We start from the raw sequence: 26141 nt of genomic DNA, 5'->3' as shown, positions 1-26141 counted from the left end.
TTCGTATGATACGCGGACACCGGGCCAACTGGGGGGGCGGCCCGGCGCTTAACTCCGCTTTGTGACGGGCGCGTGATGGCACCCGGTCAATGGAGGGCTCAAGCCGCCGCGGTTTCTTCCGGCGGATTTTCCATTGCGCCGACATCGGCACCCGAATCCTGCACGCCTTCGCCCTTGCCGCTCTTCGCAGCTTCGGCGACGGCTTCGCAGTACAGGCGGATAGCGCGCGCAGCGTCGTCGTTGCCCGGGATCGGGAAGGCGATGCCTTCAGGATCGACATTGGTGTCGAGCACGGCGACGACCGGGATGCCGAGCACGTTGGCTTCCTTGATCGCCAGGTCTTCCATGTTGGCGTCGATCACGAACATCACGTCAGGAATGCCGCCCATGTTGCGGATACCGCCGAGCGACAGCTCGAGCTTGTCGCGCTTGCGGGTCAGGTCGAGGACTTCCTTCTTGGTCAGACCTGCGGTGTCGCCGGCAAGGCGCTCGTCGAGCGACTTAAGAAACTTGATGCGTTCGCTGATGGTCTTCCAGTTGGTCAGCATGCCGCCCAACCAGCGGTGGTTGACATAGTGCTGGCCCGAAGCGAGCGCGGCTTCGCGGATCGCGTCCTGCGCCTGGCGCTTGGTACCGACGAACAGCACCTTGCCGCCCGAACGCGCGGTCTGCTGGATGAAGTCGAGCGCGCGCGCGAACAGCGGCACGGTCTGCGACAGGTCGATGATGTGGATGCCGTTGCGCGCGCCGAAGATGTACGGCTTCATGCGCGGGTTCCAACGGTGGGTCTGGTGGCCGAAGTGCGAGCCGGCCTCGATCAATTGCTGCATCGTGACGGTAGGAGCCGCCATAGTCATATTCCTTTCCGGTTATACCTCTGGAAAGCTGGAACCCGAATGCGGTCATGTCCCGCGGCGGGCACCGGTATGTGCGCCTTCCATGTGGATTTGCCCGCTTGGTGGCAGCCGGGAATCGACCGAAACCTGTGCGGACGGCGCGCCCTTAGCGCTGCCGGGCGCAAAAATCCAGACTCAATTCGTCAATCGAAAAGAGCATCCGGTCGCAAATAGCGCTTGACAGGCTGGAACAAAAAGAGAACATTGCCTCCATCGTCGGAACAACCGACGTGCAAGGCGGGTTTTCCACCCAATATCCCCGTCCTGTCAACAGCGCTGTCGACAGCCGGGAAGGAGACTTTGAGATGTTCGCACTGTTCCTGTTTGCCCTGCTGGTTGCCATCGCCGTGGCAACGGTATGTGTGCTTGCCGATAGCGCACTGCGCTGGTGGTGTGCTTTCGGCATTCTTCGGCGTGAACTGAGAAACGGCGCAGCACCCGCCCTGCCGTTGCTGCGCCGGACTGTGACTGCGGGTGGTTGTGCCGCATTCGATCGCTCCGGCACGGATCGCGCTCTGCGCGCGAAAATCAACTGCGCCGCTTGATCCGCGCGTAGCGGACAAGGCTGTAAGGCAGAAGCACGAGGTAGCCCGCGCAGATTGCGCTCAGCGTCCACCAGGGTTCGACCAGCAAGGCTGCGAACAGCAATCCGACGAATGCCAGCACCTCGAGACGAATGCCGCGTCGCGGACGCAGCGAGGTCCAGCTCGGCGTCGCCATATTCGAAATCATCAGCAGCGCGATGACGGCAAGCCAAATGCCGACGAAGAGCGGATAGCGGAACTCTTCCAGACCCGTCGCCATCCAGAGGTAGAAGGGTGCGAAGGCAAGTCCGGCACCGATCGGCGCCGGGACACCGGTCAGAAACCCGAGCGATTTATGCGGCTGGTCGGACACGTCGATCTGCGCGTTGAAGCGCGCGAGGCGAAGGGCACAGCAAATGGCGAAAGCCAGCGCGGCAAACCAACCCAGCCGCGGCTCGGCCGACAGCGACCAGAGAAAAACGATGATTGCAGGCGCCGTTCCGAAACTGAGCGAATCGGCGAGGCTGTCGAGCTCCGCCCCGAAACGCGACTGCGCCTTCAGCGCCCTGGCGACCCGGCCATCCATCCCGTCGAGAATTCCGGCCACGATCACGGCGACGACGGCCGCCCCCCAGTTCGCGTCGATTGCGAAGCGAATGCCGGTGAGGCCCGCACATAATGCCGCGGCGGTTATTGCATTGGGGATCATCGCTCGAAGCGTCAGCGCGCGGGTCCGAACGACCGGCGGCTGCTCGTCCTCCGAAGCCTTCGGCCCGAGGCGCGCGCCTTCTTCGTATTCGTGTTGCGGCCCGGTCACTGCGAAACTCCCTCGATCAGTTTCTGGCTGCCGATTTCCGCAAGGACGGTTTCGCCGCCAATACAGCGCTGGCCCAGCAGGACCTTTGAATCGGTTCCCGCCGGCAGATAGACATCGACCCGGCTACCGAACCGGATCAGGCCGATGCGCTGCCCCACGCCGACCGCATCGCCCGGCTTGACGAAAGGTACGATCCTGCGTGCCACCAGCCCGGCAATCTGCGTGAAGCCGATTTTCAGCCCATCGGTGCGCTCGATCAGGATATGCTGGCGCTCGTTCTCTTCGCTCGCCTTGTCGAGACCCGCATCGAGGAAGCTGCCCGGAATATAGATGACCCGCCGCACCGTACCCGCGATAGGGGCGCGATTGATATGCACGTCGAAGACCGACATGAAAATCGAAATACGCGTGACCTTGCCCGGTTCGAGACCGGCATGCCCGCTGCCATCGTCGACGATCATTTCGGACGGCGGATCGACTTCGGCGATCAGGGATACCAGACCATCGGCCGGCGCAACGATCACTTTCTCGTCCTGCGGCACCACACGTTCGGGATCGCGGAAGAAGGCGAAGACGGCGAGCGAGAGTGCCAGCAAGGGCCAGCCGACTATTTCCCAATCGAGCCCGACGAGGAACACCAGGCTGACAACCACCGCGATGACGCCGAACTTGCGCCCCTCGGGATGGATCGGGGGCCACGACCAGCGGACATCCCCGCGGCCGCGATTGTCGAGAAGATCACCTGCCATTGACGCCACCTAGGCCCTGGGACGAAGCGTCACAAGGTGTCATGCCACCTTGCGCAGGAAGACCGCACCCGCCGAATAACCCGCGCCGAAGCTGCAGATCAGGCCTGTATCGCCCTCGGCAAGGTCCTCGTTATGCTTGTGAAATGCGATGATCGAGCCTGCGCTCGAGGTATTGGCATAGGTGTCGAGCACAGTCGGGCTTTCATCGGCATTGGCCTCGTGCCCCAGCACCCGGTGCGCGATCAGGCGGTTCATCCCGGCATTGGCCTGGTGCAGCCATAGCCGCCGCAACGCCTGCGGATCGAGCCCCAGCTTTCCCGCTTCGGTGACGATCATCTCGGCGACCATCGGCACCACTTCCTTGAACACCTTGCGCCCTTCCTGGACGAACAGCTTGTCGGCCGTGCCCTCCCCTTCTGGAGACGCGCGGTTGAGAAAGCCGAAATTGTTGCGGATGTTGTTCGAGAACACCGTCTTCAGCTTGGTGCCGAGTATGTCCCAATGCCGCTGCGGTGCGACAGCCGCATCCTCGACCAGCACCGCAGTCGCCACGTCGCCGAAAATGAAATGGCTGTCGCGGTCGCGCCAGTTCAGATGCCCGCTGGTAATTTCCGGGCTCACCACGAGAACGCTCCTGGCATTGCCCGAGCGGATGTAATCGGCAGCGGTCTGGATCCCGAAAGTGGCGGAAGAACATGCGACATTCATGTCGAACCCGAATCCGTCGATTCCCAGTTCCTGCTGTATCTCGATCGCCATTGCCGGATACGGCCGCTCCATATTGGACGCGGCGCACAGTACCGCGTCGACATCGGCTGCCTCACGCCCTGCCCGCTCCAGCGCCTGACGCGCAGCCTTCACGCCGATCTCCGCCAGTATGGAGAGCTCCTCGTTCGACCGTTCCGGCCAGCGGGGCGCCATGATCGCGGGATCGAGAATCGGCTCTTTCGCCATGACGTGGCGTGCCTTGATGCCGCTGGCCTTCTCGATGAATTCTACCGAACTCGGCTGCAATGGCTCGATCTCGCCGGTCTCGATAGCCTCGGCATGCTCGGTATTGAACCGTTCGACATAGCGGTTGAAGCTTTCGACGAGTTCCTCATTGGTGATGGTCTCGTCGGGCGTGAACAACCCGGTGGAGGAAATGACGGGGCGCCCGGTCAGGTTCTGGTCGTGACTCATGTCGGCTGACTAGGCCGACGCCGCCTTGCCTGCAAGCATCTGCAATCATCCGCATGCGCGGGCGCGAAACACCACTTCACATCGCTACGGCCACCCGATAGTGCGGAGCCCATGCATGATATGCCGTCATCTCGACCGACGAACTTTTGCGACGCCTGTGCCATTCGCAATCGCGCCATTTGTGCCGACCTCGATGATCGCGAGATCGGGCTTCTCAATGGTATTGGCCGTCGGCGCAAACTGTCGGCGGGCGAGCAACTCATGTGGGAAGGCGATGAAGCGGTCCTGGTCGCCAATGTGATCGAGGGCGTCCTCAAGCTATCTTCGCATTCGGCAGACGGAAAGGAACAGATCCTCGGCCTCGTCTACCCCTCGGACTTCCTCGGTCGCCCGTTCGGCGAAACCTCGCCCTACGGTGTCGAGGCACTGACCGATGCCAACATCTGCGTATTCGAACGGGCGGATTTCGATCGCTTCGCCCGCGAACACCCCCGCCTCGAGCACAAATTGCTCGAGCGTACTCTGAGCGAACTCGACCGCACACGGCGCTGGATGCTGCTTCTGGGACGCATGAACGCGGAGCAGAAGGTAGCGAGCTTCCTGCTCGAAATGGCAGAGCGGCTCGGGACGACGGTTGCCGGCGCGGGAACCAGCGTCGCGCTGCCCCTGTCGCGGCAACAGATCGCCGATGTGCTCGGACTCACGATCGAGACGGTCAGTCGGCAATTGACCCGCCTGCGCAACGACGGCTTGATCGACCTGCCCTCGCGGCGCGAGATCGTGCTGCACAACCACGCAGATCTCCAAGCCCGTGCCAGCTAGACGCACGACAGCCGCTCGCGCGGCCGGGTGACGTTGCTCTGAATTGGTAGGTGGCGGTGGTGGCAGGGCTTGAATCGAACCGCGAAAATAACGCTTTGAAATCAATTCTGTCTTTGAGATCGGCGCGAATGCTCCCCCACACTCTCCCCCACACTTTTGTTCATATTAGGGTAATTCGGTTCAGCTTTTAAGCTTTGAAGCTGAATTTTTCGGCGTTTGGTAGAGCGCCTTTTCTACATATCCCAGCCCGTTCGAAACGCCAAGAAACGCTCCTTCAGAAGCGGTTCTGTGCTGTTGCGCACCAACGTTTCAGCACGTGGGAGTGGGTCGATGAGCGCCCATCCCCATTTCTTGGTATTGACGTATGCGGATGACGCTGAATCACTGTGCGCTATGAGCGAGTATTGCGGATGAATGATGGTCAGCAGGTGCAACCATTCCAGCAGCTTGCTAGGAACTGAGTGATGAAGACCGACCTCGATCATCTGCCGCCGCAAAAGCAGCGCGAACTGGAACGCGTGTTGCAGCTGATCTTCGAGGAGTTCGATGACGCTTTCGCGCTTGCCAAGCATGAATGGAAGAAGGCCGGTCGCATTCTCAAGGTCATTCTCTACGGCAGCTATGCGCGGGGCACCTGGGTCGACGAGCCGTACACCGCCAAGGGCTACCAGTCAGACTACGACCTTCTGATCATCGTCAACGACAAAAGGCTGGTCGACCGAGTCAAGTACTGGTCGAAGCTCGATGACCGGCTGATGCGCGAATACGGCGTAACCAAGGCGCTAAAGACACCGGTCAATTTCATCGTCCACACCCTGCAGGAAGTGAACGATGGCCTCGCGCACGGTCGCTACTTCTTCATGGACGTGAAGGATGACGGGATCGCGCTATACCAATCGGACGACACTGAACTGCACAGACCAAAGCCCAAGACGCCCACGCAAGCGCTCGCCATGGCGCAAGAGTATTTTGACGAGTGTATGCCCGGCGCGAACGACTTTGTGGACAGTGCCACGCACCTAATGAGCAAAGGAAGGTACAAGCGAGCTGCTTTCTTGATGCATCAAGCTGCAGAGAGTCTGTACCACTGTGTCCTACTGGTCTGCACATTCTACACGCCCCACGTGCACAATCTCGGCTTCCTGCGCACCCAGGCGGAGCGCATCGATCCGCGCCTCACCTACGTCTGGCCACGCGACACCCGCCGCGATCGAGCCCGCTTCGAGAAGCTCAAGGAGGCTTACGTCAAGGCCCGCTACTCGAAGCACTACCGCATCACCAAAGAAGAACTCGAATGGCTCGGTGAACAGGTCGAGAAGCTTGGCCACGTGGTTCACGCAGTATGCTCCGAGCGACTTGAAAAGCTGAGAGCCGATGCCGCTGGCTCTCACTGAGCATGAGACACCACTACGTCCCGCAGTTTCTGCTTAAGCGCTGGCAAGATGAGTCCGGGAAGGTCCACCTATTCGGTGTCAAGAGTGGCAAGCTGGTTTCCTCAAAGCGAACGCCCAAATGGACTGGCTTTGAAAACGATCTCTATGCAATCGTTGCCAATGCAATCGGCCTTGGCAGCGACGTGCTTGAACGAAAGGTATTCTCTCCTCTCGACAACAACGCAGTCAAGGCGCTCGAAAAACTCGAACGCCATGAGGCGCTGACTGAGGACGACCATATTGCATGGACGTTCTTCATGAGTTCGCTCCGAGTACGCCAGCCGGACGTACTCGACTATTTGCGCCAAGAGGGCGGGCAGTTGGTTAGGCGGTTTCTCGCAGAAGCAGATGCCAAAACACTTGGACCGGGCCAAATGAGTTCCGAGCAATGGTTTGGCGAAAACTTGCCGGGCGCAATCGATGCAATTCGACTTGCAAACATCATCCCGCGAATGATCACTCACGACGAAGTCACTGAGACATTCGGAAGCCTTAAATGGTGGTTTCGCGAGTTTGCCGAAACAGACCCGCCGCTTATCCTTTCGGATATGCCGCTTCACTGGGAAGGTGGTTTCAAGAACCCAGAGTTTACGATCCAGCTTCCTATTGGCCCGCGCCGCCTCTTCTTCGGCACACGATCAGAAAAGATCGAGCAGATTCTATCCAACATCGAACCGGCAGATCTGATCGCGAGAGCCAATCGGACAAGCCTCGCTTCCGCTTCACAGCGAGTCTGGGCAGCATCCGATTCCCCCGCGCAAGAGTTCATCGAGGCCAACCTGAAGTCCTGGGGCGTAAATGTTGTTCAGTTCCGATCGCTGGCACAGCAGAATTTGAGCGCTGGGATATGGCGAGATAAAAGAGCCGCCGTCTGTCGGGCAGCAGGTGGTTGGTTTTGTTGAGTAATCTGCGACGGCACCCGAAACGGCCCAGCGGCGGTTTCCAGAAAATCCCTTTTCTTTACAATGAGAATGGCGATGGCGCTTGACCGAATGGCGCAGCGAGCGGTCACGACGTGCCGAAGAGAACTGGTCCGCACTCGTCCGCAAGGATGCGTGCAGATGCATCTCGCCCAAATAGCATCGGACCTCGGCGCCTTGGCGCGAGAACGGCAGCCCCAGCGTAGAAATGTCATGTGGCGCGTTCGGACCCCAATCACCGATAATTGGTCTCGATGGCGGGCCTGACCTGCTCCCCCTCCATGTCCCCCAGGTCGGTCCGTCATCACCCTAAAATGAAAGGACCGACCGAATGTCGATAACAGGCGCGAACGACCAGCGAGCCAGCCAGAAACGCCAGACCGACATCGAGCGATCGCCATGCGGATTACAGAAGCCTGTCGCTATCTCGGGATCGGTCGCAGCACACTTTACGTGCTCATCGGCCAAGGCGAGCTTGAATACATCAAGCTGGGCAGTTCGACGTTGGTGCTGACCGAGAGCCTCAAGAGCCTTGTCGAGAGCAGGCGCGTTGCGCGCGATCGGACCGAAGGCTCGCCCGCGTGAAGATGCATCCCGACCTCGCTCACGCGATCGTCCTGGCCGCGCTCAAGAAGGCCCCGGATGGCACGAAGCGCAGACTAATCACGAATGTGCCCGAGCGTCGCGAGCAAGCCGAAGACGTCATCGCAGCTAGCATCGTGGTGGCGCTCGCACAGAGGCAATGACGGTCTTTTCGTATGGCGAAGCGCGTCCGCTTTGCGCCCTCATTCCAGACTCTGTTTCGATCAAAATGGAGTCCAGAGCGGACGTTCGGCATTGAGCTTTTAGCTAGCTGGCTTGCGTAATGTCAGCGAGGCTTCCCCAGAACTCTCGGTTGGTTCAAATTTGATCTCGATCCGCTTTCTTCAATTCATCGGACACTTTCTTGGACCGCTGGCGGTGTATCTGACGTGCATCCACGACGAATTCGGTCGGCAGGGTGTCCAACAACTCACCCAAGCCCATCGAGTCGGTACGGTTCCAGAGAAAATAGGGATCGACACATTCGAAAATCGTCTGCATCCTTGCCCACTTGAGCGGTTTCGCCGACGCCTTCATCGCATCGAGATGACCAGAAGCTGCTACTTCCAGAGTTCTCTTGCGGATTGCATCTTCCGCTGCTGTTTTCACCGTCATCGAACTGTCTTGAAGCAAGGCGCTAAGCCAGGGAAAATCCACCGTGGTTGGCATCCATCCGGCCAAATCGGCAGCCAACTGCCGTTCCCTGGCCGAATTTGCTGCAGCCAGCGGATTAAGCTTAGCCAGAATTTGATCGGTAGAGAGTCTCGTGCGCAACCGTCTTGCAATGTCGGCCTGGAGAGATGGCTTGGCGCTGCGAAAGGTCGCCAACAGAATTGGCACGGCTTCGTCACGATTGATGTCGAGCATCAAACTGATGGCGGCAGCATCGCTATGTCGGGTAAATAACCTGCGGGCGGCAAAAAAGGCTTCGTCAGGGTCCACCGATTGCAAGAACCTGATTGCTTCCACCGTTCGGCCAACGCCAAATCTCGGAGCTCGATAGGCTTCCTTCCACAAATCCCCTTGCGCCCGTTCGTCACCCTCTTCGGCCAGCTGGCGCACATAGTAGGCATTGATGGAGAGCCTGCCATCATCGCGGGCTCGGCGCAGAAACTCCAAGGTTGCCGGGCGGCTATCGCTATGATCCATCAATGGCTGAATGAAGGCATAGTGAGACGAGGACCATGTGTCCGTCTGCATCTTGCCAAGCCACCGGGTCACCGCCTTGCGGGCGTCTGCATCTCCGTTTGCAGCCAGATAACCGGCAACAAACTGCCCGTCATCATCATACCGATCCTGCATCAGTCGCTCGGCAACTGCGAGGACTTGCGGATCGTAAAATTGCAAGGCTCGAAATGTACCGATGATTGCCTGCTTGATCTCGTCATCGATCGCTGGATCGACGAAGACCGGCAGCAATATTTCGGCATCTTCCTTGTCTTTGAGGAAACCTGCCAGCCGAGCGGCTGAATGCAAGTCATCTCTGTCACCACCCGCGAGCAACTTGCTTACGCGATGTTTCAGACCTTTGATCGCACGACCATCGACGCTGCGCATCTCTGCAGCATTGACATAAATGGGTGCACCTTCCTTGATCATCTGTTCCAGTTTTGCGTCGTGCTGATGGACGGCAAGGGCCTGCATTTGCTGCACTTGACCGTAGCCACCATCCTCGATGCTTTCAGCGCTTCGGAGAGCGTCCGCAACACCGTCCGCCTCGCTCCATAGCGCGGCAGAATATCCATCCTCACGGCCCATAGGATTGTCTCGGCTCAGTTCCGAGACGACAAGTGCATCGAATCCTTCTCCTGCCATCATTGCGAGGATGCGCTCGCATTCCTGCCCCTGCATATCTCTCACCCGGCTCGAACGGCCCGAGCGCGCGGTGGCAAAGCGGACTAACTCGTCTTCGAGTTCCGTGCCGGCTCTTCCGGCCACGCAATCGAACTGCCAAGGATGGACGAGCCGGGGCAGGAAGCTGAGCGGATGACCAAGACGACCGGTTTGATGGTCCGGATCGCCGGCATGCTCTGCGTTGAACTCGGCCAATCGAACGGCGAATCTATCGAGCACCCATTCCAGGGTCTTCGCATCCATCAATTCGGGCAAATGCGAGTAATACAGGACAACATCCGTCAGCGGATGAGCCCCCTTCTGCGCATTCTCCAGGATCGCTTCGGCCAATTCTTCTGGATGCGAGCGCGCAAGCTCGGAGAGCCACCAATTGGCGGCTGACCAGCCGTAATCCTTATCCCGATCGCGAATCCGTTTGAGCGCGGCAGCCGGGTTCAATTGTGCCTGGCTGCTCAATACGCGATCGTCGATTGCATTCTCCTGGCTGAGCGGGACGCCATCGAGCCAGCCTGTGTTGTCGAAATCGGCGAAATGCTTGAGCGCGTGGATCATCGCCACGCTGTCTTGCGCCAGAACTGATCGAAAGTGCTCCTTATGTTGCGCCCAGATGTCGGCGGTCGCCTGATTATCTAGGATGTCGCGGTCGCACAGCACCCACAGCAGGTATTCGAGATCTGACCGATCGGATGTGGCTTCAATCTTGTCTTCGAGCCAGGCAAGATTGGACGCCAAAGCCATTTTGAGCGCTTTGGAGCTGACATCGCGGCGCCCCATCAGATCGATACTTCTGTTTCTTTCTTCAGGGTCCGCCCGACACTCATCCAGCTCGGTGGCGCGCTGGCGGTAAATGTCCCAAAGCCGATCGAGCAACCTTGCTGCTGATACCGTGCAAGCCGACCGTACCGCCACATCGATCGCATCCGCATTGTCCGACGTCAGCAGTCGTTCTATCGCATCTGTGACTGCACCGGAATCCTCCTTTGCGATTGCTGCGATTGCGAAATGGATATTGCGTGGAATGTCCCACTCGGTCTCGTCGTCATAGGATCTTAACGCCAGGTCTTCGAGTGCCGGAAGAAGGCGCTTGCCAATGGTCGCCAAGTGCCGTGACCACATAGCTTCCTGACGCCATTCATGGGGTAGTCTGCGCATTTGGGCGAGCAACACGTCTGCCACAAATTGTGCTGAAACTTCCCCGCTCAGGAGCCAGATTGTGTCGAGGAACACGTACCCCAATCGCTTCCCGACAGGCTCTTCCTTGGCCGTTTCGATGGCGTCGATTCGCTCAAGTTCTTCGTCGACTCGATGCGGTGTCCAGTGCTCGTCGACTATTCGTGCGCACAGCTGCTCGGCAACAGCCCAGTTCAGTAATCGATCGGATCGGAACGCGAACCTGTCTGGTCGCGGCCACCAAACGAGACCGACCTTCTCAAGCCTCTGGAGTGCCGCATCATTAAGACCGGCGTCCTGCACATCGCGCAATGTCCAAGGGTATCGCGGCGTGCTGCCGAGCAATCGACCGGCCAGCTCCGTAAGGCCTAGTGCATCGCTCGGATGGTCGCCTTGTTCGCGTGCTTGGCGCGTGGCGAAATCCCAGTAGCTCTTGATGAACTCATATTCGGTGCAATCGACCCAATCGGTGCGCTCGGGCAACTCGACGAAAATCTTTGCGTGAATGGGTTTCAGCAAGAGCTCGAACACGTCATCGGGCATCGTTTCGAGCGGAGCGTCACGGCCATGATAGCGCAGATATCTGCGTAGTTCTGCGCTGGTGAAATTGTCGATCTGGTCAATTTTCGCGCTGTTCTGGCAATTGGAAATTTCTTCCGTGATGCGGGGCTGACACGAGACAACCAGTCTTACTCCGACTGCTGCCCAATCATAGGAAGCCAGCTTCCGGGCCAGATTCCGGTCCTGTAGATCGTCAACATAGACTGTCAGCCAGATACCGCCTTTTGCACCGGCGGCTGGCATAAGCCGGCGCGCAATCTCCGGAATCGACGCAATCTTGCCATAGGCAGGCAGCCAGATGCGTTCGTTGATTTCCGAAACCATGCCATCGAAATCCGTCGGCGCCCGGAATGCGATTGCAAGTTCGCCCCGCTCCAGCTGCGACTGTGCAGATTGTGACAGGGACCATGTCTTTCCTTGCCCTGACTCGCCCGACAATACGGTAATGGGATCAATTGGAATAAGGGGCTCGATCCGTGCCTGCTTGCTGGAATCGTATCCCAAAGCCGTCAGATCGGACTGGAGCCTGGTCTTCAAAATACGGGGAAGATTGCGGGCATGGTCGAGCCGCAATTGTGCATCGGGTCCGATCATATCCATGATGTCGGAATCGCTTAGCGTTTGCCCTCGGCTGGCTGCTTTGAGCATGCGGCCTGTAATCTCTTCGCGCTTGTCCTCTGCTTTCTGATTGGGCGCGAGCATCAGCGAAAGCAGGTGATCGACTTCGTTCTCAGCCGACGCCGTATCGATAAACTCGATGTCGAAATTCTTCAAAAGCCGGTGCAGCTTTTGGCTTCCAGGATCGACTTGAGCCGCCTTGGCCAAGTTCTCTAGGAACTGATCGACTGAAAGTTTCTGATGCCCCCATTTGAATCGCGGCTTGGGCTCATTTGTTTCCGGCGAATGGAGATGCCGGACGAAGCGACTTAACTCCTCCGTACCCAGACCGTTGTCCGTTACCAGCCGGAACACTTGCGTATCTGCGATCGATACGGATTTCAGAAGATCGGGAAAAACTTCCCGCGCAATGTCACCGGCAGACCATGTACGATGGTGTGCCCGCATCTTCACCTGTTCGATAACTGTGTTCGACGAAGCTTCGAGTTGATGATCGCCGCCATTGTCGGGCTCAAGCCTCAACAGCATTGCGTTGTCTTCTGTTTCTCCGCCATCGCCGAGACGTAGCTGGACGGACATCCGGGTTCCCAACTGGATGCTTCTCAATATCTGGAAGAGAAAGCCGGCGATTGCGGCTTGTCCCCCCGTAGGACCTGTTGATACCATATTCGGCCTGTTTGCTTTACGCTGTGTGTGCCTCTCCGAACTCAAGAAATGCGTTTTGGCCCGAATAGATATAATTACAGAACAAGCTTTTACCAGTCACCCAGAGTATAGCGGCATTTCCGCTACCTCATTTCTTCCAACTCCTCATCGGCAAGATAGTCGACGAGCTCCGCGTCATCGACAACCGCAGCGTAAAACAAATGGATCCAAGCGTTCGGTCCGCGGTCGAGATGATGCTCTTTGAATAGCGGCAGAAGTGCGCGAAAGTCCTGATCCTTGTCGCGGGCGTTTTGCGCCAACCTTAGCAGTCGGATGTATTGGTCTCTGAAATATGGGCCGTAGCGTTTCTCGAGATCTAGACCACCGATATGGCGCACAACCAGTGCTTTGATATCTTCGGGCAGATCGGGATCGGGATCAAGGCTAAAACTCTCTGGTGCGTTGAGCGGCCTGCCGATTGTCAGCCGCAGCACTTGCTCGGCGATGAAGTCATCGAAATAGGGATGGAGGTACAACCGCCGGCCTTCGTCATCGACGGTTTCGCTGCCTTTCTGCCCCTGGCAGATATCGCACATGGGAGAGAGATTTGCTGGAGTTACGGCAAATTGCGGATACTCGGCTTTGGGCAGATAATGGTCGAGCGTGTTGGGCGTGCCATCCTCTCCGCATGAGGGGCAGATTTGAAGCGTCCGCTTCCTAAGTTCTTCGAGTATCGGACGCTGGACAGAGTTCTCGCCCGGATGGTCATAGAGATTAATGAACTTTTTTCGGTGCGCTGCCACTTGCGGCCAGTCCGGAACGCTCTCCGGATTGCCGCGCTCCGCGACATAGAATTCCACGCGTTGCCGCCATTCGGCTGCCAGAACGTTGAAGAACACTTCATTTTGACCGTTAGCGCGTTCCAGCACCAGGTCATCGACAAGCTGGGCACTGCAGAACGGTGGCAACGGAAGCTTCAGAACCATTTGCCGTTATCCATTGCGTGAAGCTGGATGATAATCTCTTCGTTTATTTCTTCGTCCAGTAAGGCAATAACCTCCTCGGCCGACCCGTGCTCTTCGAGGAGCTCGCGCAGCCAGCTTTCATGCGGCTTAGAGACAGCCCGGTCGCCGAAGACGTAGCTTGCGATCCGTTGCACATCGCCGCCGAACGTCTCGAAAGGCGGAGAGGTAATGGCCAGTTCGTCGTCCGATATTCCTAAGACATGGACACAGCTGCTCGGCACCTCGCGCACCGTAACCGGTGAATGAGTGGCAAGCACTGCCTTCGAACCGTAGGTTCTCAGCACTTTTTTCAGCATGGTGACGAAATCGATCTCAAGCGTTGGATGAAGAAACAGTTCCGGCTCGTCGACGATCACTAGGCTGTTGCGGCGGATAACGCCGATGACGTTAATGACAATATAGAGAAACAGGCGTTGCCCGGAGCTCAACGAAACCGGCTCATCCCCATCGAAGAAGGTGACACCGGCTTCATAGTCGACATGGCTTTTGAGCAAATCGATATTGAGAACGCCGTCATGGTTCGAGATCGGAAGATACATGCCCGGATTGTCGTAGTTCCTGTCCAGCTCGATCACTTGCAGATCGTCCAGGGGGTCTTCGATGATGATGTCAGCGATCGGTGCTTCGGGTTTTAGCAGGAGTGCGGCCGCGTCGAATGTCATGGCTTTTCCCAGCACTCGGTGAAGCGTATCCAGCTTATTAGCCCATTGCTTCATACCGCTGAAGCGCAGATCGTCGGTCAGGCAGCTCATAAGGGACGTCGCGGCGTTAATCCGTGGAACGGCCAGGCTATGTCGCGTTTTCCTGGGTTTCTTGCCCTTTTCGGGAGCGGGTCGTCCGCGAAATCCGAAGAAACGGTACACATCCTTGTCTTGCAGGCGCTGATCCAACGCTGGCTCGTCGTCCGCATCGACCGGAAAACGCTCGAAGGGACTGTAGGATACTGTGACGAGCTGGCTCAGGTTGGGTTTCTCCTTGAAGCCCGCCCCGTCGAGCTCATCGGCCTGCTTGGGCGGGAGCAACCAAGCGCGCACAAGCTGCTTGAGCAACCACGACTTGCCAACCCCGTTCGGGCCAATCAGCACATTGATGTCGTGTGGCAGGATCGATTGCGAGTCGAAGTTGAGCGTTAGGGTTGAAAGGTCTCCCAGCACATCTCTGAAATCGAAAGTGAGATCCGAAACACCGAGCGCGCTGCCGCTCAAAACTTTCCAGACATCGGCAAAAGATTTTTGTGAGCCTCGTTCACGCTGCAGCGAATTTCGAAAGCCATCGGTGTCAGTGAGCTTTATGGCCTCCTGGTCTTCACGCTCGAATACGAACAGGCTTGCGTCGCGCAGATGCTCGGCAATCGCGAGTGTTTCCTCGTCCGATGTTGCGCCCTGCAATTGCTCGTAGAATGTGACGTCTTCCGGCACGGAAATGTAGTTTTCTCGATCGATCGGGAAAACGCCGTCCCAATTGTCTTTGCGCAATTGGCTGAGGTGTTGATGCGACGAAGAGTTGTCCTGAAACAGTATTCTAATGGCACCAAGTTCCAGTTCTTCTCCATCAACTCGGCAGAAGGTGGGAAAGCGCGTCTTGAAGCCGTAATCGTCCCACCGATCATAGAGTAGGAGCAGAATATCGTCATTGCGCGACACCCACTTACGGCGCGCCGACTCATCTCTCCCTACGTAAACAACCTTCATATCCAATGCCTTCGAGTGCTTCGATGTTACTCCAAAACTTAGAAAATACAGACTGTTCCACTTAACACTATCGCCGATCACTCAAGTTCTGCGAGAAGGCAACCTCCGTTTTGAAAAGCTAGATGTCTAGACCGAACATTTTTCCATAAATTGGCAACGACATCGAAAAGCCAGCTGAAGGCAAAAATACGCCCCATGCCGTTCATTATCTTGCCCCGACCATGCACGGCACAGACAATTCATCTTCGGCTTATGGATATTTCGGGCCAAGAGCGGACTGTCCGGTAACGGCCCCTTCGCGACGGATCACCATGGAAGACTGGCGGTGCGTTTATGTTGACACCATTGGTCATTAGCAGAGCACCCAGGTCATACCGCGTATTTACAGTCAATCACACCTACCGAACATTCTCCGCCCTCAGTAATTCATTCTATTCGTGTGAATGGGAACCCGTCCGTTGCCTAATAGTAGGAACTGAACGTTAATGGAGAAACAAGATGTCATACATCCGATCAGGATTGGGCTCCCTATTTCTTGTGACGGCTACAGTTGCGATAGCCCAGGAAACGGTACCCCGGACTCAAGAGCAGGCGACTGCCGCCTTCATAGAGCGTAAGACTAACGAACAACGCGAAAGGGCTCAAAGATCAGTAGCCCCAAATGAGTTGCGGGAGTTGAATGGACTGGTCCGTGCAATAGATGTGGTCCTGCCGCATCCGTCCGCTGTCGACAATCCGGTGCAGTTGGAGGCCATCCGCAATCTCTATATGGTGGATATCGCACAAGGGTTGGCTAGTTACGGCTTCAAGCCAGGCGATCTGCGATCCAGTGCGGACGGCGGCTCCGCCATTGTCGAGGCTATGGGCAATACCCTCCGTGGAACGGCTTCTGTCGACGACTACCTTATGCTCGCTGATACAGTCTTCGTGGGCACAAAACAGTCCGAGACCAATCAACTTCTCGACGACCAACACCGCACCACGGTCGGTTTCCAGATCACCCGTGAAATCAAGTTCCCGCCTAATTTGAAAGACACCATTGATCTGCGCCGAAGGTCAGGCGCCGGTGCAGGTGGCGAAAACCTTCGCATATCGACGGAAGTCCCGTTGGAAGACGGACAATCATATCTGATCATTGGATCGAGATCCCTTTATCAGTCCGAGTTTTCGGGGAATCGAGGCCAATGCAAGAACTGCATTGTCGAGCTGATCCCCGCGCTCGTCGTTGATGGGGATAGGGCGACCTCGACTGCGCCGCCATCGTTCAGCGTTGATCTTTCGTCGCTCTAACTATCGCGCAATTTCCTGCGAAAGGCACAGTCATGAAAATTCAACTCGGTATCGCAGCAGTTTGTTTCGGCCTCGGCACCGCCGTGTCGGCCCAGAGTATTCAGCAGCAAGGATATGTGAAACGCATCGTCGACAACCAAGTGCAGTACGTTCGTATTCACGAAGAATTACCGCCCATTTGCGATGGCGATACAATTCGCGCCGCCACCACGGTAAATGAGATCGGTTCGGAATTTGTGCTTACTGGCGCAGGAGACTACTTCAAATACGGCACCAAGCCCAGCTACACCGACGACCCCGAATTCCTCGATATTGTTCCAGGATCGACGTCGGTCATGTCGACACAGATATGGTGGGAAGATAATGGGTCGCGACCGGTCCCTTACTACGGTGCGCGCGTCGTAGTGAACGCGAACAGATTCTACTATTCGGTTCGGGAAGAGCAGGCGGGCGACTTTGCCTGCGGGACGGTCACCTCATCCAACATTCGGCAGCGCATCGACTACGAATCTGCGATGCTGCACGAGTTCGGGCACTTTATGGGGATGTACCATCGCTCCGACGGTACGACTGGCCCTTGCGTCATGTCTCGATACATCATTCAGGGACAAATCAAGCGTGATTTTTGCACTGACGAAGAAGGTTTGATGCTCGGCTTTTACGGGACAAGGTAGCTGTCATGTCCGACCTGAAAAGAGTTCTCCTCCTTTCTGGCATGTTGCTGGCGGCTTCGTCGTGCCAGGACGCTTCCGAGCCCGAGCCGGCGCAGCACAAGGTGGTTGGACCTGCTGGCGCGGACGTTACCCAGCGGCCCGAGATACCCCCGTCGCGAGGCGATGTGGTGCTGGAAGGTTGCTGCTCATTTGCGCCCGGTGATCATGCTGTCGAGGAGCTTTTTGGAGATTTCCAGGGCTGGAAAGTCAGTGGTGACAGTTTTGAGCTCGTTTTCAGCTACGGGGCGTCGCTCGAACCCGCACCCGATTTGCCGGGTTCGAGCAGAACCTCAATTGATGGGGTGAGGGTCAGATCAACAGCGCTGAAGCCGGGGACAGGCGAAATTCCGGTTCTCACGGCCGTTCTCGATGCTTCTAGCTTGGATGGCCTTGAAGTAGTCGATCCGCGCCTCACTGTGTTCGGCCAGTGTGAGAGCGAAAGCGGTTGCGCAGATGCGAGGTTAGTCCTCGACAGTTTGAGGTTTTGAAACTGTACGCAATTAGGCAATTAGGCTGAGATTTTGATCTGTGTTGGAGCATGTCAGCCGCAGCCCGGCGACGCACGACACGCGAACACGGACGTGTGTCTTACGAGGCGATTGTTTGAGGTTCGCTCATAGGTAGAGACCAGCAAAACCGGACGGACCGCTTCCGCCCCCCGACCTCGCCGTTAGCTTCACTTTACCTCGAGGCGGTTTTCGCGCTGCCCCTGGGGCGACCTGCTCTATCCGCTGCGCGGACCGGGCCTGTAGTCCCGGCCCATTCGGGTGACGATCAGGAGCAGTTTGAAGTTGAGCGGGAGTTTCTGAATGACGCGCTCTGTCCCGCGCTGCGCACTCCTGAAGGCTCGGCGCTCTTGAGCTAACCCGCAGGCACTCTTGCCTCTCTCATTGCCGGACGCCCGCTGGCGCAGTGACCGCGCGCGCAGGACGTCCGGCGGCTTCCCACCGTCGCAAGGGTGCCGTTTTGTTGTACGGATCGCTGGCGCGATCCTTCACGCGGGAACGCCATGGGCTTCGCCCTCTCGTTTCCGAAACCGCAAATAGACGCCCCCGGGTGGCGGGCTGACACCCGCTGGCCCGCGCCAGGGCATCGATTTGCGGTTTTCCCTCCCCCTCCCATCCTCGCCGGAAGGCAGACGGCATGGCTGAAGCCATGCGCGCCAGCTAAGCGAGTTCAAGCTGCCAAGCCTCTCCAACCGCGCAGAATGCATTTTGTGGGGAGGAAATTAGTGGTTGCAAATAGAACAAAGAGAGAACATAAAATCAAGGTTCTCTTTGAGCGGGATTTCGCTAATCAGAGACGAAGGAGAGCCCTTTGACGTCGATTTTGGCACGAAAACTGAACTCGGTCGAACGTGTCGATCAATCGCATTCGCTTGTTTCGAAGCGAAATGAGTTGGCCCGTGCCCGGACAGTCGCGCGCGCTTGGGCGCAAACCCTTCATGACCAGTGCCGAGCTCGACTTGCTGCCGATTTCTCCCATGTTGCAATGGGTTCATTCGCCGAGAAGGTCGCTCCAAATTTAGATATTGCCGACCACCTGGCGGGTAAGAGCCATTCTCTGGACACGACAACCGTACAGCTCGCTCGATCAATCGGGATCGAAGCCGCCTCCCTTCCATTGCTCGAAGGATGCCACTTCCTGACGAGCCTCTACACCGCGCTCCTTCCCTCCAAGCAAAGGAGCGATCTCGGAGCCTTCTATACACCAGCGTCGCTAAACAAGCGGCTACTCGATCTTGCGGAGGAGGGCGGCGTCGATTGGACGACCGCGCGAGTGCTCGATCCGGCAAGTGGCGGCGGAGCTTTCTTGCTCGAAGCTGCTTCGCGGATGCGCAGTGCGCTTGATGGCAGCGAAAAGGCGTTTGTCTTGGCGCAGCTTGGCGCGCGTCTATCCGGTATGGAAATTGACCCCCACGCGGCAGCCCTTTCGCAGGTTGCACTTGAGATATTTCTTTCGGATCTGATCGATGCGAGCGGTCGTGCCGCACCAAAGTTCGTAGAAGTGTGCGACACACTCGAAGTTACGCCATCGCCCAAATTCGATTTGGTGGTCGGCAATCCGCCCTATGGCCGCGTGCGCCTCTCGGCGGAGCAGCGAGAGCGCTTCGCGCGAAGCCTCTACGGCCATGCTAATCTCTATGGTCTGTTTACCGATGTTGCTTTGCGTTGGGCCAAGCCAGGAGGTGTCATTGCCTACCTTACTCCAACCAGCGTCCTCGGCGGGCAATACTACACAGCTCTGCGCCGATTGCTCGCCAGCGAAGCACCGCCAGAAGCCATTGACTTCGTCCACGCGCGCCGGGGCGTTTTCGAAGATGTGATGCAGGAGACTCTGCTTGCGCTCTATCGCAAGGGCGGTGAGCAGAGACCTTTCCAAGTTCACTATCTGAATGTCGACAATGAGCGTGAAGCTCGATTGACAAAGAATGGGAAGGTCACGCTACCCGATGACTCTTCCACACCATGGCTAGCACCACGGCAACCCGAGCATGTTGGCATTATCAAAGCCGCAGCTAGGATGCCCGCTCGTCTATCGGATTGGGGTTATCGTGTTTCGACTGGCCCGCTGGTCTGGAACAGGTTCAAGCCGCAGTTGCGTGAACGGGCTGTCCGAGGAGCGTTGCCGCTAGTTTGGGCCGAGGCGGTAACGGCAGATGGCCGGTTTATCTTCCGCGCGGAGAAGAAGAATCACGCTCCCTATTTCAAGGTTGAGGTGGGGGATGATTGGCTAGTTGTCGATCAACCCTCGGTCCTCGTTCAGCGAACCACGGCGAAGGAGCAGCCGCGACGTTTGATTGCTGCTGAACTTCCGCAGGAGTTCGTGGAAAAGCACGGCGGCGTGATCGTCGAAAACCACCTGAACATGGTTCGTGCGACTTCATCCGCGAAAGTCTGCGCCGCTGCGGTGGCCGCAATCCTAAACAGTGACGTGGTCGATCAATTGTTTCGCTGCATCAGTGGGAGTGTGGCAGTCTCCGCATTCGAGCTGGAAGCCATTCCGTTGCCTCCCGCGTCAGAAATGAAAAAGATCGAGAAGCTGGTTTCTAGCGGAGCATCTCGCGCCACGCTGGAAAAAGCACTGCGACAAATTTATGGCCTCTAATCATGAGCCTACCGCCACTTACCACTTGGAGTGAAATTCACCGCCGACTTCCGCTGATATTCCCTGAGGGTTCGCCAAACCGTGAGCACTCGATTTGGGAGATCGCGGCAAAGACCATATTTGTCATGCAGTACGTTGGCGCCGTCGAAGGCAGAGAACGGTGGATACGCCCTGACCAGGTCACAAGAATGACCGACACTCAGGCCGCACAAACAACCGACACCGTGAGAGAGCAATGGGCCAAGGATTCCATGAAGCCCAGCAAGACCGACATTCCCGGTCGTTGGTATGCTGTTAACACCCGTGAGTCCATTCGTGATGACACTATCCGATATGCTCTGATCGCGAACGGCGCCGTACTAGACAAGCCGGGGGTGGCCGTAACTTCTCCAGCTGGGCGATACGCTCTTCAATCAGATTTTGCTGACTTGCTTGATCCGGCGCTGTCTGAGGCAGTGCTCAAAGCCAAAATCGATGCTTGGCAGAAGAAGTATCTCAACGCGGGCGCATTAGCGCGGATTGCCATCGTTCGACGGGGAGCTGCGGCAGGAGGCGATCACCAGCTGGTCACTTTCTCGAATGGCGAAACGCGACGAATGTCGACTGGACCAAGTTCCGATATTTCGAAAGCCGTCATCGAGGTTTTTGCTCCAACATTCCTCGATAAGCCGGGTGTCATCACGCTCAGCGAAAGCGGCAATAAGGTCGTTGCGCGGGATGACGAATTGGCGAAAGCAATCGGGCTGACCATCCCCGCGGAAAAGAGCTTGCCAGACATCGTTTTGGTCGATCTCGGCCCAATTCACCCCTTACTGGTTTTCGTCGAAGTGGTTCACACTGACGGTCCGGTAAATGAGGCGCGCAAGACTGCACTGCTCAAGCTAGCTGACAAGGCAGGATTTGCACCTGTGAATGTCGCTTTCGTCACGGCATTCCTCGATCGCGGCTCGGCAACTTTTCGGAAGACAGTCGGCACATTGGCGTGGGGAAGCTACGCATGGTTTGCCTCGGAACCAGAACGGCTGATTCAATTCAGCGAGAAGGTCAAACGCATTGAGGGTTCTTCGCAGTAAAAACGGCTTTTTCCGGACTGCGAATTTTGCCGTGCCTTTTCGTGAAGTTTGCGAGCGGCAAGGATTGCTTCGACTGAACTCAGTCGAATTCTTCAGGACGAATGAGGACGATTCCGGCATCAAATCGGTGCCAACAATTAATCCTGGGGCAAGCTTTGGGGGCAAATTTTGATGTGCCCGAAACTTCAAGGAATGTAACAATTACAAGCATTTGAAGTGCGAGTCTTCTTCTGCAGCGATTGCCTCTAGAGACTATTGCGTGGGCTCGCCTCGAACTGCTCGCCGGACTGCGCCTAGGAATCCAATCGCCTGACCGCCTACTTCGAGTCCGGCAGAAAAATCGAAGTCATTCACCGGCCTACCACCCAGTTAAGTAAGCAGTGGTCACCAATCGGGAGGCCAACCGTTTGCTGGGGAAGCAGTCACCGTTTCGTCGGGATATCGCAAACTTGAGGAGCTGAAACGCGGCGCGGGCCGTGGTTGGAAGGACAAGTCTGTCGCGATGATGGAACCGCGCGTTCGGTTGGTCTCGCTTCGGGACGCCTCTTCCAAGGTTAGAACGGGTGTAACGCATGCGTCCAATCCCGCGAAGGCAACTTCCCACTCGGTCATGGTCTTTGTCTTGATCACGGGTCCCAGTAACTCAGCGCGCGAAGCCCAGTGCTCGGGGTTGAGGTAGTCGTCGAAGTCCAAAGGATCGAAACCAAGGCCGGTGAGGAAGGCGTCGTGGAACTGTCTCTCGAGCGCCCCCACCGCAATATGGCGTCCGTCGGCGGTTTCATAGCACCGATAGAAGTAGGCGCTGCCGTCTAGCAGGTTGCCTCCACGCCCGGGATTCCACTGGCCCATCTGCATCCAACCGGACAGCTGTGTTAAGAGAACACTGATCCCGTCGATCATGGCGACATCGAGGACCTGCCCCCTGCCCGAGCGTTGCCTCTCGTTTAGAGCGGCCAGTACTCCAACCACCATGAACATCCCGCCACCCCCGAAATTGCCGACGAGGTTCAGAGGTGGGGTCGGCGTACGATCGAAAGGCCCGATAGGGTTAAGTCCGCCACTCAATGCCAGATAGTTTATGTCATGACCGGCCTTCTGGCTTAGCGGGCCTTCCTGACCCCACCCACTCATCCGAGCGTAGACCAGCCGTTCGTTGATCTCGCAGAGCCGGTCCGGCCCCAGACCAAGGCGCTCCATCGTTCCGGGCCGGTATCCTTCGATTAGCACGTCCGCTTCTTGGACCAGGTAAAGGATTTTCTCCAAGCCATCCTGCGACTTGATATCCAGTTCGAGCGAAGGCCTACCCCGGAAAAGAAAGTCGAACTTCGGATCCCCTCCAAGCGGATTTGTCGCTCCAGCCCGTTCGATCCGAATGCCGCTGGCCCCGAGGTCGCAGAGCATCATTGCACCGAACGGGGTTGGCCCAAGGCCTGTAAACTCCAGCACCTTGACGCCTTCCAGCGGCATCTGCCGCCGCGCCTCATTGCTATCTGTATCAGCGTCGCCAGCACCCATGCCGTCCTCCAAAATTATTCCCGCAAGTTAAAAAATATACTAGCCAGTAGACGTTTCGGATGTCACTATCGAAAACATGATCCGCCTCAAGGCGGACATGGGCACAACTGAGAGGATGCGAGAATGGGAACCGTCACACCTAGCGAACTGCGTTTTACGCGGACGGAGCGGGTAACAATGGGCCAGCCCGCCGGCCAAGCACTGCTGGACCAGGCTGAAGCCATGGCATGCAACAAGGTCTTTCTTCTCGCATCCAGCACCCTCAGGGAGAAGACTGACGAGATTTCGAAGATCGAAAACGCGCTTGGCAAACGACACGCTGCGACCTTCAGTGGCGTTGCGCCGCACGCGCCGCGGGCCGATGTGCTTAAGGCGGCGAATGCTGCACGTGAAGCGGGCGCCGATCTGATCGTATCGATTGGCGGGGGATCGACAACCGATGCAGCCAAGATCGTCAGTCTGCTCATCAAACACGACGTTCGCACGGTCGAGGATTTCGAGCCGCTCCGTACTTACGTCACCGACGACGGTGAGGTCATCAATCCAATTACGGTTGGGCCGGATATTCCTGTAATATGTGTGCCGACCACGTTGTCTGGCGGCGAATTCAATGCACTTTCAGGCGCTACCGACGAGGAAACGCAGCACAAGCAAGGATACGAGCACCGCAACATGGCTCCGGTCATGGTGGTTCTCGATCCTGAGATCACCGTGCACACGCCTGAATGGCTATGGCTGTCCACTGGAGTGCGGTCGGTCGATCATGCCGTCGAGACGCTTTCTTCCGATAAATCGAACGATTTCGCCGATGGTCTCGCAGAAAGCGCACTAAAGCTGCTGGTTGAAGGACTACCCCGAGTGAAGGCTGACCCTAACGACCTGGAAGGTCGTCTCAAATGCCAGATCGGCGCATGGCAATCCATGATCAGCATCATTGGGGGAGTGCCGATGGGCGCCAGTCACGCGATCGGCCACATCCTGGGAGGGACCTGTGACGTGCCGCACGGCTACTGCTCGTGCGTGATGGCGCCTTACGTGCTGCAGTGGAACGCTGAGTACGACGACAGTCGGCAAAAACGAACACTATCTGTTCTCGGTAACACCCATCCAACTGCGGCGGAGGCACTCGACGCATTCATCCGAAATCTTGGGATGCCGCGCACCCTCGGGGAGGTCGGGGTCGATGAAGCGCGCTTCCAGCAGGTATCCGAATATACGCTTCTCGACATCTGGGGGAGAACCAACCCCAGGCCTGTCAAGACGGCGGACGATATCATGGAAATACTGCGACTGGCAGCTTGAGGGAGGGAACGACGTGGCCAAGGAAGATGATTTCGCCGATCCGCGTATTCCGAACCGCGATGTATGCGTCCTGCGCTATCTTGTCGACAGATGGGCAGCCGAGCGACCGGAAAAGGCGCATGTGGTTTTTGCCGATGGCGATGAATGGACATTCGCTGAATTGCAGAAGAGAGTCCGGGCCAAAGCTGCGGGGCTCCGCGACCTTGGAATTCGCCAGGGTGAGCATGTAGCCGTATGGTTGCCGAATGGGCCCGACGCTCTGCTCGCTTTCTACGCTATCAATTACATTGGCGCGGTTTTCGTTCCCTTCAATACTGCATACCGGGGCAGCCTACTGCAACACGTGATTGCGAATTCTGGAGCGCGTTTTCTGCTGGTGCATCCAGACCTGCTGCCACGCTTGTCGGAAATCGATCTGGCGAAGGTGGAGCAGTTGGTCGTCACAACGAACGGGGACGCGGATTGCGCGAAATTGCCGGTCACCCGTTTCGATTCGCTATCTGGCGATGAGAACGATCCGCTTCCTCTCGATCGACCGATCGAGCCCTGGGACATTCAATCGATTATCTACACGTCGGGTACGACTGGCCCGTCGAAGGGGGTGCTGTCCTCCTATCTGCACATGTTCTCCAACGCCGGGCCGGAATCCTGGCCGATGGTGGGCGAAGACGACAGGTACATGTGCGTTGCTCCAATCTTCCATATCGGTGGCATGGGTCCTCCGTTCGTCATGCTGGCGCGCGGTGCATCAGTGGCAATGATCGACAATTTCTCGACTGATGAGTTCTGGTCTGTCGCGAAAGCCACCCAGTCAACCGTCGTGTTTCTGCTCGGCGTAATGGCAACATTCCTGCTCAAGGCGGAGCCAGGACCTGGAGACCGGGATCATACAGTGAACAAGGCCTTCATGGTTCCCTTAACCGGCGATGCCCCTGCATTCACGGAACGCTTCGGCGTCGACATCTACACGATCTTCAACATGACGGAGATTTCTTCCCCGATCGTATCGGAAGCAAATCCGATCAAGATCGGAACCTGCGGAACCGTTCGCGACGGAGTTGAGGTCCGTCTGGTGGATACGAACGATTGCGAGGTGTCGATCGGCGAAATCGGCGAGATGCTGGTTCGGACCGATAGACCCTGGGCGATGAACAGCGGCTACAATGCCAATCCTGAAGCGACTGCTGAAGCCTGGCGCAATGGCTGGTTTCATACGGGCGATGCATTCCGCCGGGACGAGGACGGATACTTCTATTTTGTTGACCGGGTAAAGGATGCCATCCGGAGGCGCGGCGAGAATATCTCGTCCTTCGAGGTAGAAGCTGACGTCTGCCGCCATCCCGCTGTGCGCGAAGCAGCGGCCATCGCTGTTCCCAGCGAGTATTCCGAAGACGAAGTCATGGTCGTTGTGGCGCCAGTACCCGGAAAGTCGATCGACCCGCAAAACCTTGCAGAGTTTCTTATCGAGACCATGCCCTACTTCATGGTCCCTCGTTACGTGAGAATCCTCGAGGAGTTGCCCAAAACGCCTTCCGCAAAGGTGATGAAGGCAGAGCTGCGTAGCGAGGGAATTACCGACGATACGTGGGACCGCGAGGCTGCGGGCCTGCGCGTCCGCAGAGAGAGCTTCAATTCATGAAGCCAACACCTT

The 26141-nt window shown here is 57.3% G+C and carries 22 protein-coding genes; 13 read left to right on the top strand and 9 right to left on the bottom strand.

Annotated features, from left to right (window positions below):
• Positions 1-98: 98 nt before the first annotated feature.
• Positions 99-851: a 30S ribosomal protein S2 gene (gene rpsB / locus ASS64_RS00285; protein ID WP_067688135.1), complete on the bottom strand. Its 753-nt coding sequence runs from the start codon at positions 849-851 to the stop codon at positions 99-101.
• A 350-nt stretch (positions 852-1201) separates the two neighbouring features.
• Between rpsB and ASS64_RS00280 the strand changes: the two genes are divergently transcribed.
• The gene (locus ASS64_RS00280) at positions 1202-1441 is read left to right on the top strand and encodes a hypothetical protein (RefSeq protein WP_067688132.1); all 240 of its coding nucleotides are present in this window, start codon (positions 1202-1204) and stop codon (positions 1439-1441) included.
• On the opposite strand, the gene ASS64_RS00275 is transcribed toward ASS64_RS00280, so the two are convergent.
• Genes ASS64_RS00275 through ASS64_RS00265 form a run of 3 tightly spaced genes read right to left on the bottom strand, consistent with a single transcriptional unit; the run spans position 1425 to position 4168 of the window.
• On the bottom strand, positions 1425-2237 hold the full coding sequence (locus ASS64_RS00275) for a phosphatidylcholine/phosphatidylserine synthase (protein ID WP_067688128.1): 813 nt from the start codon (positions 2235-2237) through the stop codon (positions 1425-1427). The two genes, ASS64_RS00280 and ASS64_RS00275, sit on opposite strands and share 17 nt — an antisense overlap.
• Positions 2234-2986 carry a phosphatidylserine decarboxylase gene (locus ASS64_RS00270; RefSeq protein ID WP_067688125.1) on the bottom strand — a complete coding sequence of 251 codons (753 nt, stop codon included), beginning with the start codon at positions 2984-2986 and terminating at the stop codon, positions 2234-2236. The genes ASS64_RS00275 and ASS64_RS00270 overlap by 4 nt, the downstream gene beginning before the upstream one ends.
• Before the next feature lie 39 nt (positions 2987-3025).
• Positions 3026-4168 (bottom strand): beta-ketoacyl-ACP synthase III, encoded by a 1143-nt coding sequence (locus tag ASS64_RS00265; protein ID WP_067688122.1) that lies wholly within the window; start codon positions 4166-4168, stop codon positions 3026-3028.
• 111 nt (positions 4169-4279) lie between these two features.
• On the opposite strand from ASS64_RS00265, the gene ASS64_RS00260 reads away from it, so the two are divergent.
• Positions 4280-4990: a Crp/Fnr family transcriptional regulator gene (locus tag ASS64_RS00260; protein WP_083508089.1), complete on the top strand. Its 711-nt coding sequence runs from the start codon at positions 4280-4282 to the stop codon at positions 4988-4990.
• Between the two features lie 233 nt (positions 4991-5223).
• Here the strand turns inward: ASS64_RS00260 and ASS64_RS16565 are convergent, their stop codons facing one another.
• Entirely contained in the window at positions 5224-5475 is a 252-nt protein-coding gene (locus tag ASS64_RS16565) for a hypothetical protein (protein ID WP_157075037.1), read from the bottom strand.
• Here ASS64_RS16565 and ASS64_RS00255 point away from each other — a divergent pair.
• The 4 genes from ASS64_RS00255 to ASS64_RS16560 all read left to right on the top strand — a co-directional run bounded on the left by ASS64_RS00255 (position 5455) and on the right by ASS64_RS16560 (position 8089).
• Complete coding sequence (locus ASS64_RS00255) at positions 5455-6384, top strand: HEPN domain-containing protein (RefSeq protein WP_067688119.1); 930 nt, start codon at positions 5455-5457, stop codon at positions 6382-6384. The two genes, ASS64_RS16565 and ASS64_RS00255, sit on opposite strands and share 21 nt — an antisense overlap.
• Before the next feature lie 2 nt (positions 6385-6386).
• Complete coding sequence (locus ASS64_RS00250; protein WP_067688116.1) at positions 6387-7325, top strand: DUF4238 domain-containing protein; 939 nt, start codon at positions 6387-6389, stop codon at positions 7323-7325.
• Positions 7326-7742: 417 nt separating this feature from the next.
• Entirely contained in the window at positions 7743-7928 is a 186-nt protein-coding gene (locus ASS64_RS00245; RefSeq protein ID WP_067688113.1) for a helix-turn-helix domain-containing protein, read from the top strand.
• Positions 7925-8089, top strand: coding sequence for a hypothetical protein (locus ASS64_RS16560; protein WP_157075036.1), 165 nt, complete (start codon positions 7925-7927; stop codon positions 8087-8089). The genes ASS64_RS00245 and ASS64_RS16560 overlap by 4 nt, the downstream gene beginning before the upstream one ends.
• Positions 8090-8243: 154 nt before the next feature.
• On the opposite strand, the gene ASS64_RS00240 is transcribed toward ASS64_RS16560, so the two are convergent.
• The 3 genes from ASS64_RS00240 to ASS64_RS00230 form a co-directional block, all read right to left on the bottom strand.
• Positions 8244-12707, bottom strand: a complete 4464-nt coding sequence (locus ASS64_RS00240; protein WP_067688111.1) for a hypothetical protein — start codon at positions 12705-12707, stop codon at positions 8244-8246.
• A gap of 209 nt (positions 12708-12916) precedes the next feature.
• The gene (locus ASS64_RS00235) at positions 12917-13759 is read right to left on the bottom strand and encodes a hypothetical protein (protein ID WP_067688108.1); all 843 of its coding nucleotides are present in this window, start codon (positions 13757-13759) and stop codon (positions 12917-12919) included.
• Complete coding sequence (locus tag ASS64_RS00230; RefSeq protein ID WP_067688105.1) at positions 13750-15489, bottom strand: AAA family ATPase; 1740 nt, start codon at positions 15487-15489, stop codon at positions 13750-13752. The genes ASS64_RS00235 and ASS64_RS00230 overlap by 10 nt, the downstream gene beginning before the upstream one ends.
• A 702-nt stretch (positions 15490-16191) precedes the next feature.
• Between ASS64_RS00230 and ASS64_RS00225 the strand changes: the two genes are divergently transcribed.
• The 5 genes from ASS64_RS00225 (at position 16192) to ASS64_RS00205 (ending at position 21673) form a co-directional block, all read left to right on the top strand.
• Positions 16192-16779: a hypothetical protein gene (locus tag ASS64_RS00225; protein ID WP_157075035.1), complete on the top strand. Its 588-nt coding sequence runs from the start codon at positions 16192-16194 to the stop codon at positions 16777-16779.
• Positions 16780-16811: 32 nt separating this feature from the next.
• Positions 16812-17453 (top strand): hypothetical protein, encoded by a 642-nt coding sequence (locus ASS64_RS00220; protein WP_067688099.1) that lies wholly within the window; start codon positions 16812-16814, stop codon positions 17451-17453.
• A gap of 5 nt (positions 17454-17458) precedes the next feature.
• Positions 17459-17980: a hypothetical protein gene (locus ASS64_RS00215; RefSeq protein WP_067688096.1), complete on the top strand. Its 522-nt coding sequence runs from the start codon at positions 17459-17461 to the stop codon at positions 17978-17980.
• A gap of 829 nt (positions 17981-18809) precedes the next feature.
• Positions 18810-20600, top strand: a complete 1791-nt coding sequence (locus ASS64_RS00210; RefSeq protein WP_067688093.1) for a class I SAM-dependent DNA methyltransferase — start codon at positions 18810-18812, stop codon at positions 20598-20600.
• Between the two features lie 2 nt (positions 20601-20602).
• The gene (locus ASS64_RS00205) at positions 20603-21673 is read left to right on the top strand and encodes a BsuBI/PstI family type II restriction endonuclease (RefSeq protein WP_067688090.1); all 1071 of its coding nucleotides are present in this window, start codon (positions 20603-20605) and stop codon (positions 21671-21673) included.
• Between the two features lie 384 nt (positions 21674-22057).
• Here ASS64_RS00205 and ASS64_RS00200 read toward each other — a convergent pair whose 3' ends face one another.
• Positions 22058-23188: a CaiB/BaiF CoA-transferase family protein gene (locus ASS64_RS00200; protein ID WP_234002270.1), complete on the bottom strand. Its 1131-nt coding sequence runs from the start codon at positions 23186-23188 to the stop codon at positions 22058-22060.
• Between the two features lie 177 nt (positions 23189-23365).
• Between ASS64_RS00200 and ASS64_RS00195 the strand changes: the two genes are divergently transcribed.
• Together ASS64_RS00195 and ASS64_RS00190 are read left to right on the top strand one after the other, a co-directional pair.
• On the top strand, positions 23366-24490 hold the full coding sequence (locus tag ASS64_RS00195) for an iron-containing alcohol dehydrogenase (protein WP_234002269.1): 1125 nt from the start codon (positions 23366-23368) through the stop codon (positions 24488-24490).
• 13 nt (positions 24491-24503) lie between these two features.
• Positions 24504-26129, top strand: a complete 1626-nt coding sequence (locus ASS64_RS00190) for an AMP-binding protein (RefSeq protein ID WP_067688084.1) — start codon at positions 24504-24506, stop codon at positions 26127-26129.
• The last annotated feature ends 12 nt before the right edge of the window (positions 26130-26141 follow it).

It is taken from the genome of Erythrobacter sp. AP23, from assembly GCF_001542855.1.
In the GTDB taxonomy this organism is placed as follows: domain Bacteria; phylum Pseudomonadota; class Alphaproteobacteria; order Sphingomonadales; family Sphingomonadaceae; genus Qipengyuania.
This window is presented reverse-complemented; position numbering and strand designations above follow the sequence as displayed.

Coding starts and splice junctions, on each gene's coding strand:
- ASS64_RS00205 (WP_067688090.1), top strand. CDS start 20,603: ATGAGCCTACCGCCACTTACCACTTGGAGTGAAATTCACCGCCGACTT.
- rpsB (WP_067688135.1), bottom strand. CDS start 851: ATGGCGGCTCCTACCGTCACGATGCAGCAATTGATCGAGGCCGGCTCG.
- ASS64_RS00280 (WP_067688132.1), top strand. CDS start 1,202: ATGTTCGCACTGTTCCTGTTTGCCCTGCTGGTTGCCATCGCCGTGGCA.
- ASS64_RS00250 (WP_067688116.1), top strand. CDS start 6,387: ATGAGACACCACTACGTCCCGCAGTTTCTGCTTAAGCGCTGGCAAGAT.
- ASS64_RS16565 (WP_157075037.1), bottom strand. CDS start 5,475: ATGATCGAGGTCGGTCTTCATCACTCAGTTCCTAGCAAGCTGCTGGAA.
- ASS64_RS00255 (WP_067688119.1), top strand. CDS start 5,455: ATGAAGACCGACCTCGATCATCTGCCGCCGCAAAAGCAGCGCGAACTG.
- ASS64_RS00260 (WP_083508089.1), top strand. CDS start 4,280: ATGCATGATATGCCGTCATCTCGACCGACGAACTTTTGCGACGCCTGT.
- ASS64_RS00270 (WP_067688125.1), bottom strand. CDS start 2,986: ATGGCAGGTGATCTTCTCGACAATCGCGGCCGCGGGGATGTCCGCTGG.
- ASS64_RS00235 (WP_067688108.1), bottom strand. CDS start 13,759: ATGGTTCTGAAGCTTCCGTTGCCACCGTTCTGCAGTGCCCAGCTTGTC.
- ASS64_RS00215 (WP_067688096.1), top strand. CDS start 17,459: ATGTCCGACCTGAAAAGAGTTCTCCTCCTTTCTGGCATGTTGCTGGCG.
- ASS64_RS00195 (WP_234002269.1), top strand. CDS start 23,366: ATGGGCCAGCCCGCCGGCCAAGCACTGCTGGACCAGGCTGAAGCCATG.
- ASS64_RS00200 (WP_234002270.1), bottom strand. CDS start 23,188: ATGGGTGCTGGCGACGCTGATACAGATAGCAATGAGGCGCGGCGGCAG.
- ASS64_RS00240 (WP_067688111.1), bottom strand. CDS start 12,707: ATGTCCGTCCAGCTACGTCTCGGCGATGGCGGAGAAACAGAAGACAAC.
- ASS64_RS00265 (WP_067688122.1), bottom strand. CDS start 4,168: ATGAGTCACGACCAGAACCTGACCGGGCGCCCCGTCATTTCCTCCACC.
- ASS64_RS00245 (WP_067688113.1), top strand. CDS start 7,743: ATGCGGATTACAGAAGCCTGTCGCTATCTCGGGATCGGTCGCAGCACA.
- ASS64_RS00230 (WP_067688105.1), bottom strand. CDS start 15,489: ATGAAGGTTGTTTACGTAGGGAGAGATGAGTCGGCGCGCCGTAAGTGG.
- ASS64_RS00220 (WP_067688099.1), top strand. CDS start 16,812: ATGAAAATTCAACTCGGTATCGCAGCAGTTTGTTTCGGCCTCGGCACC.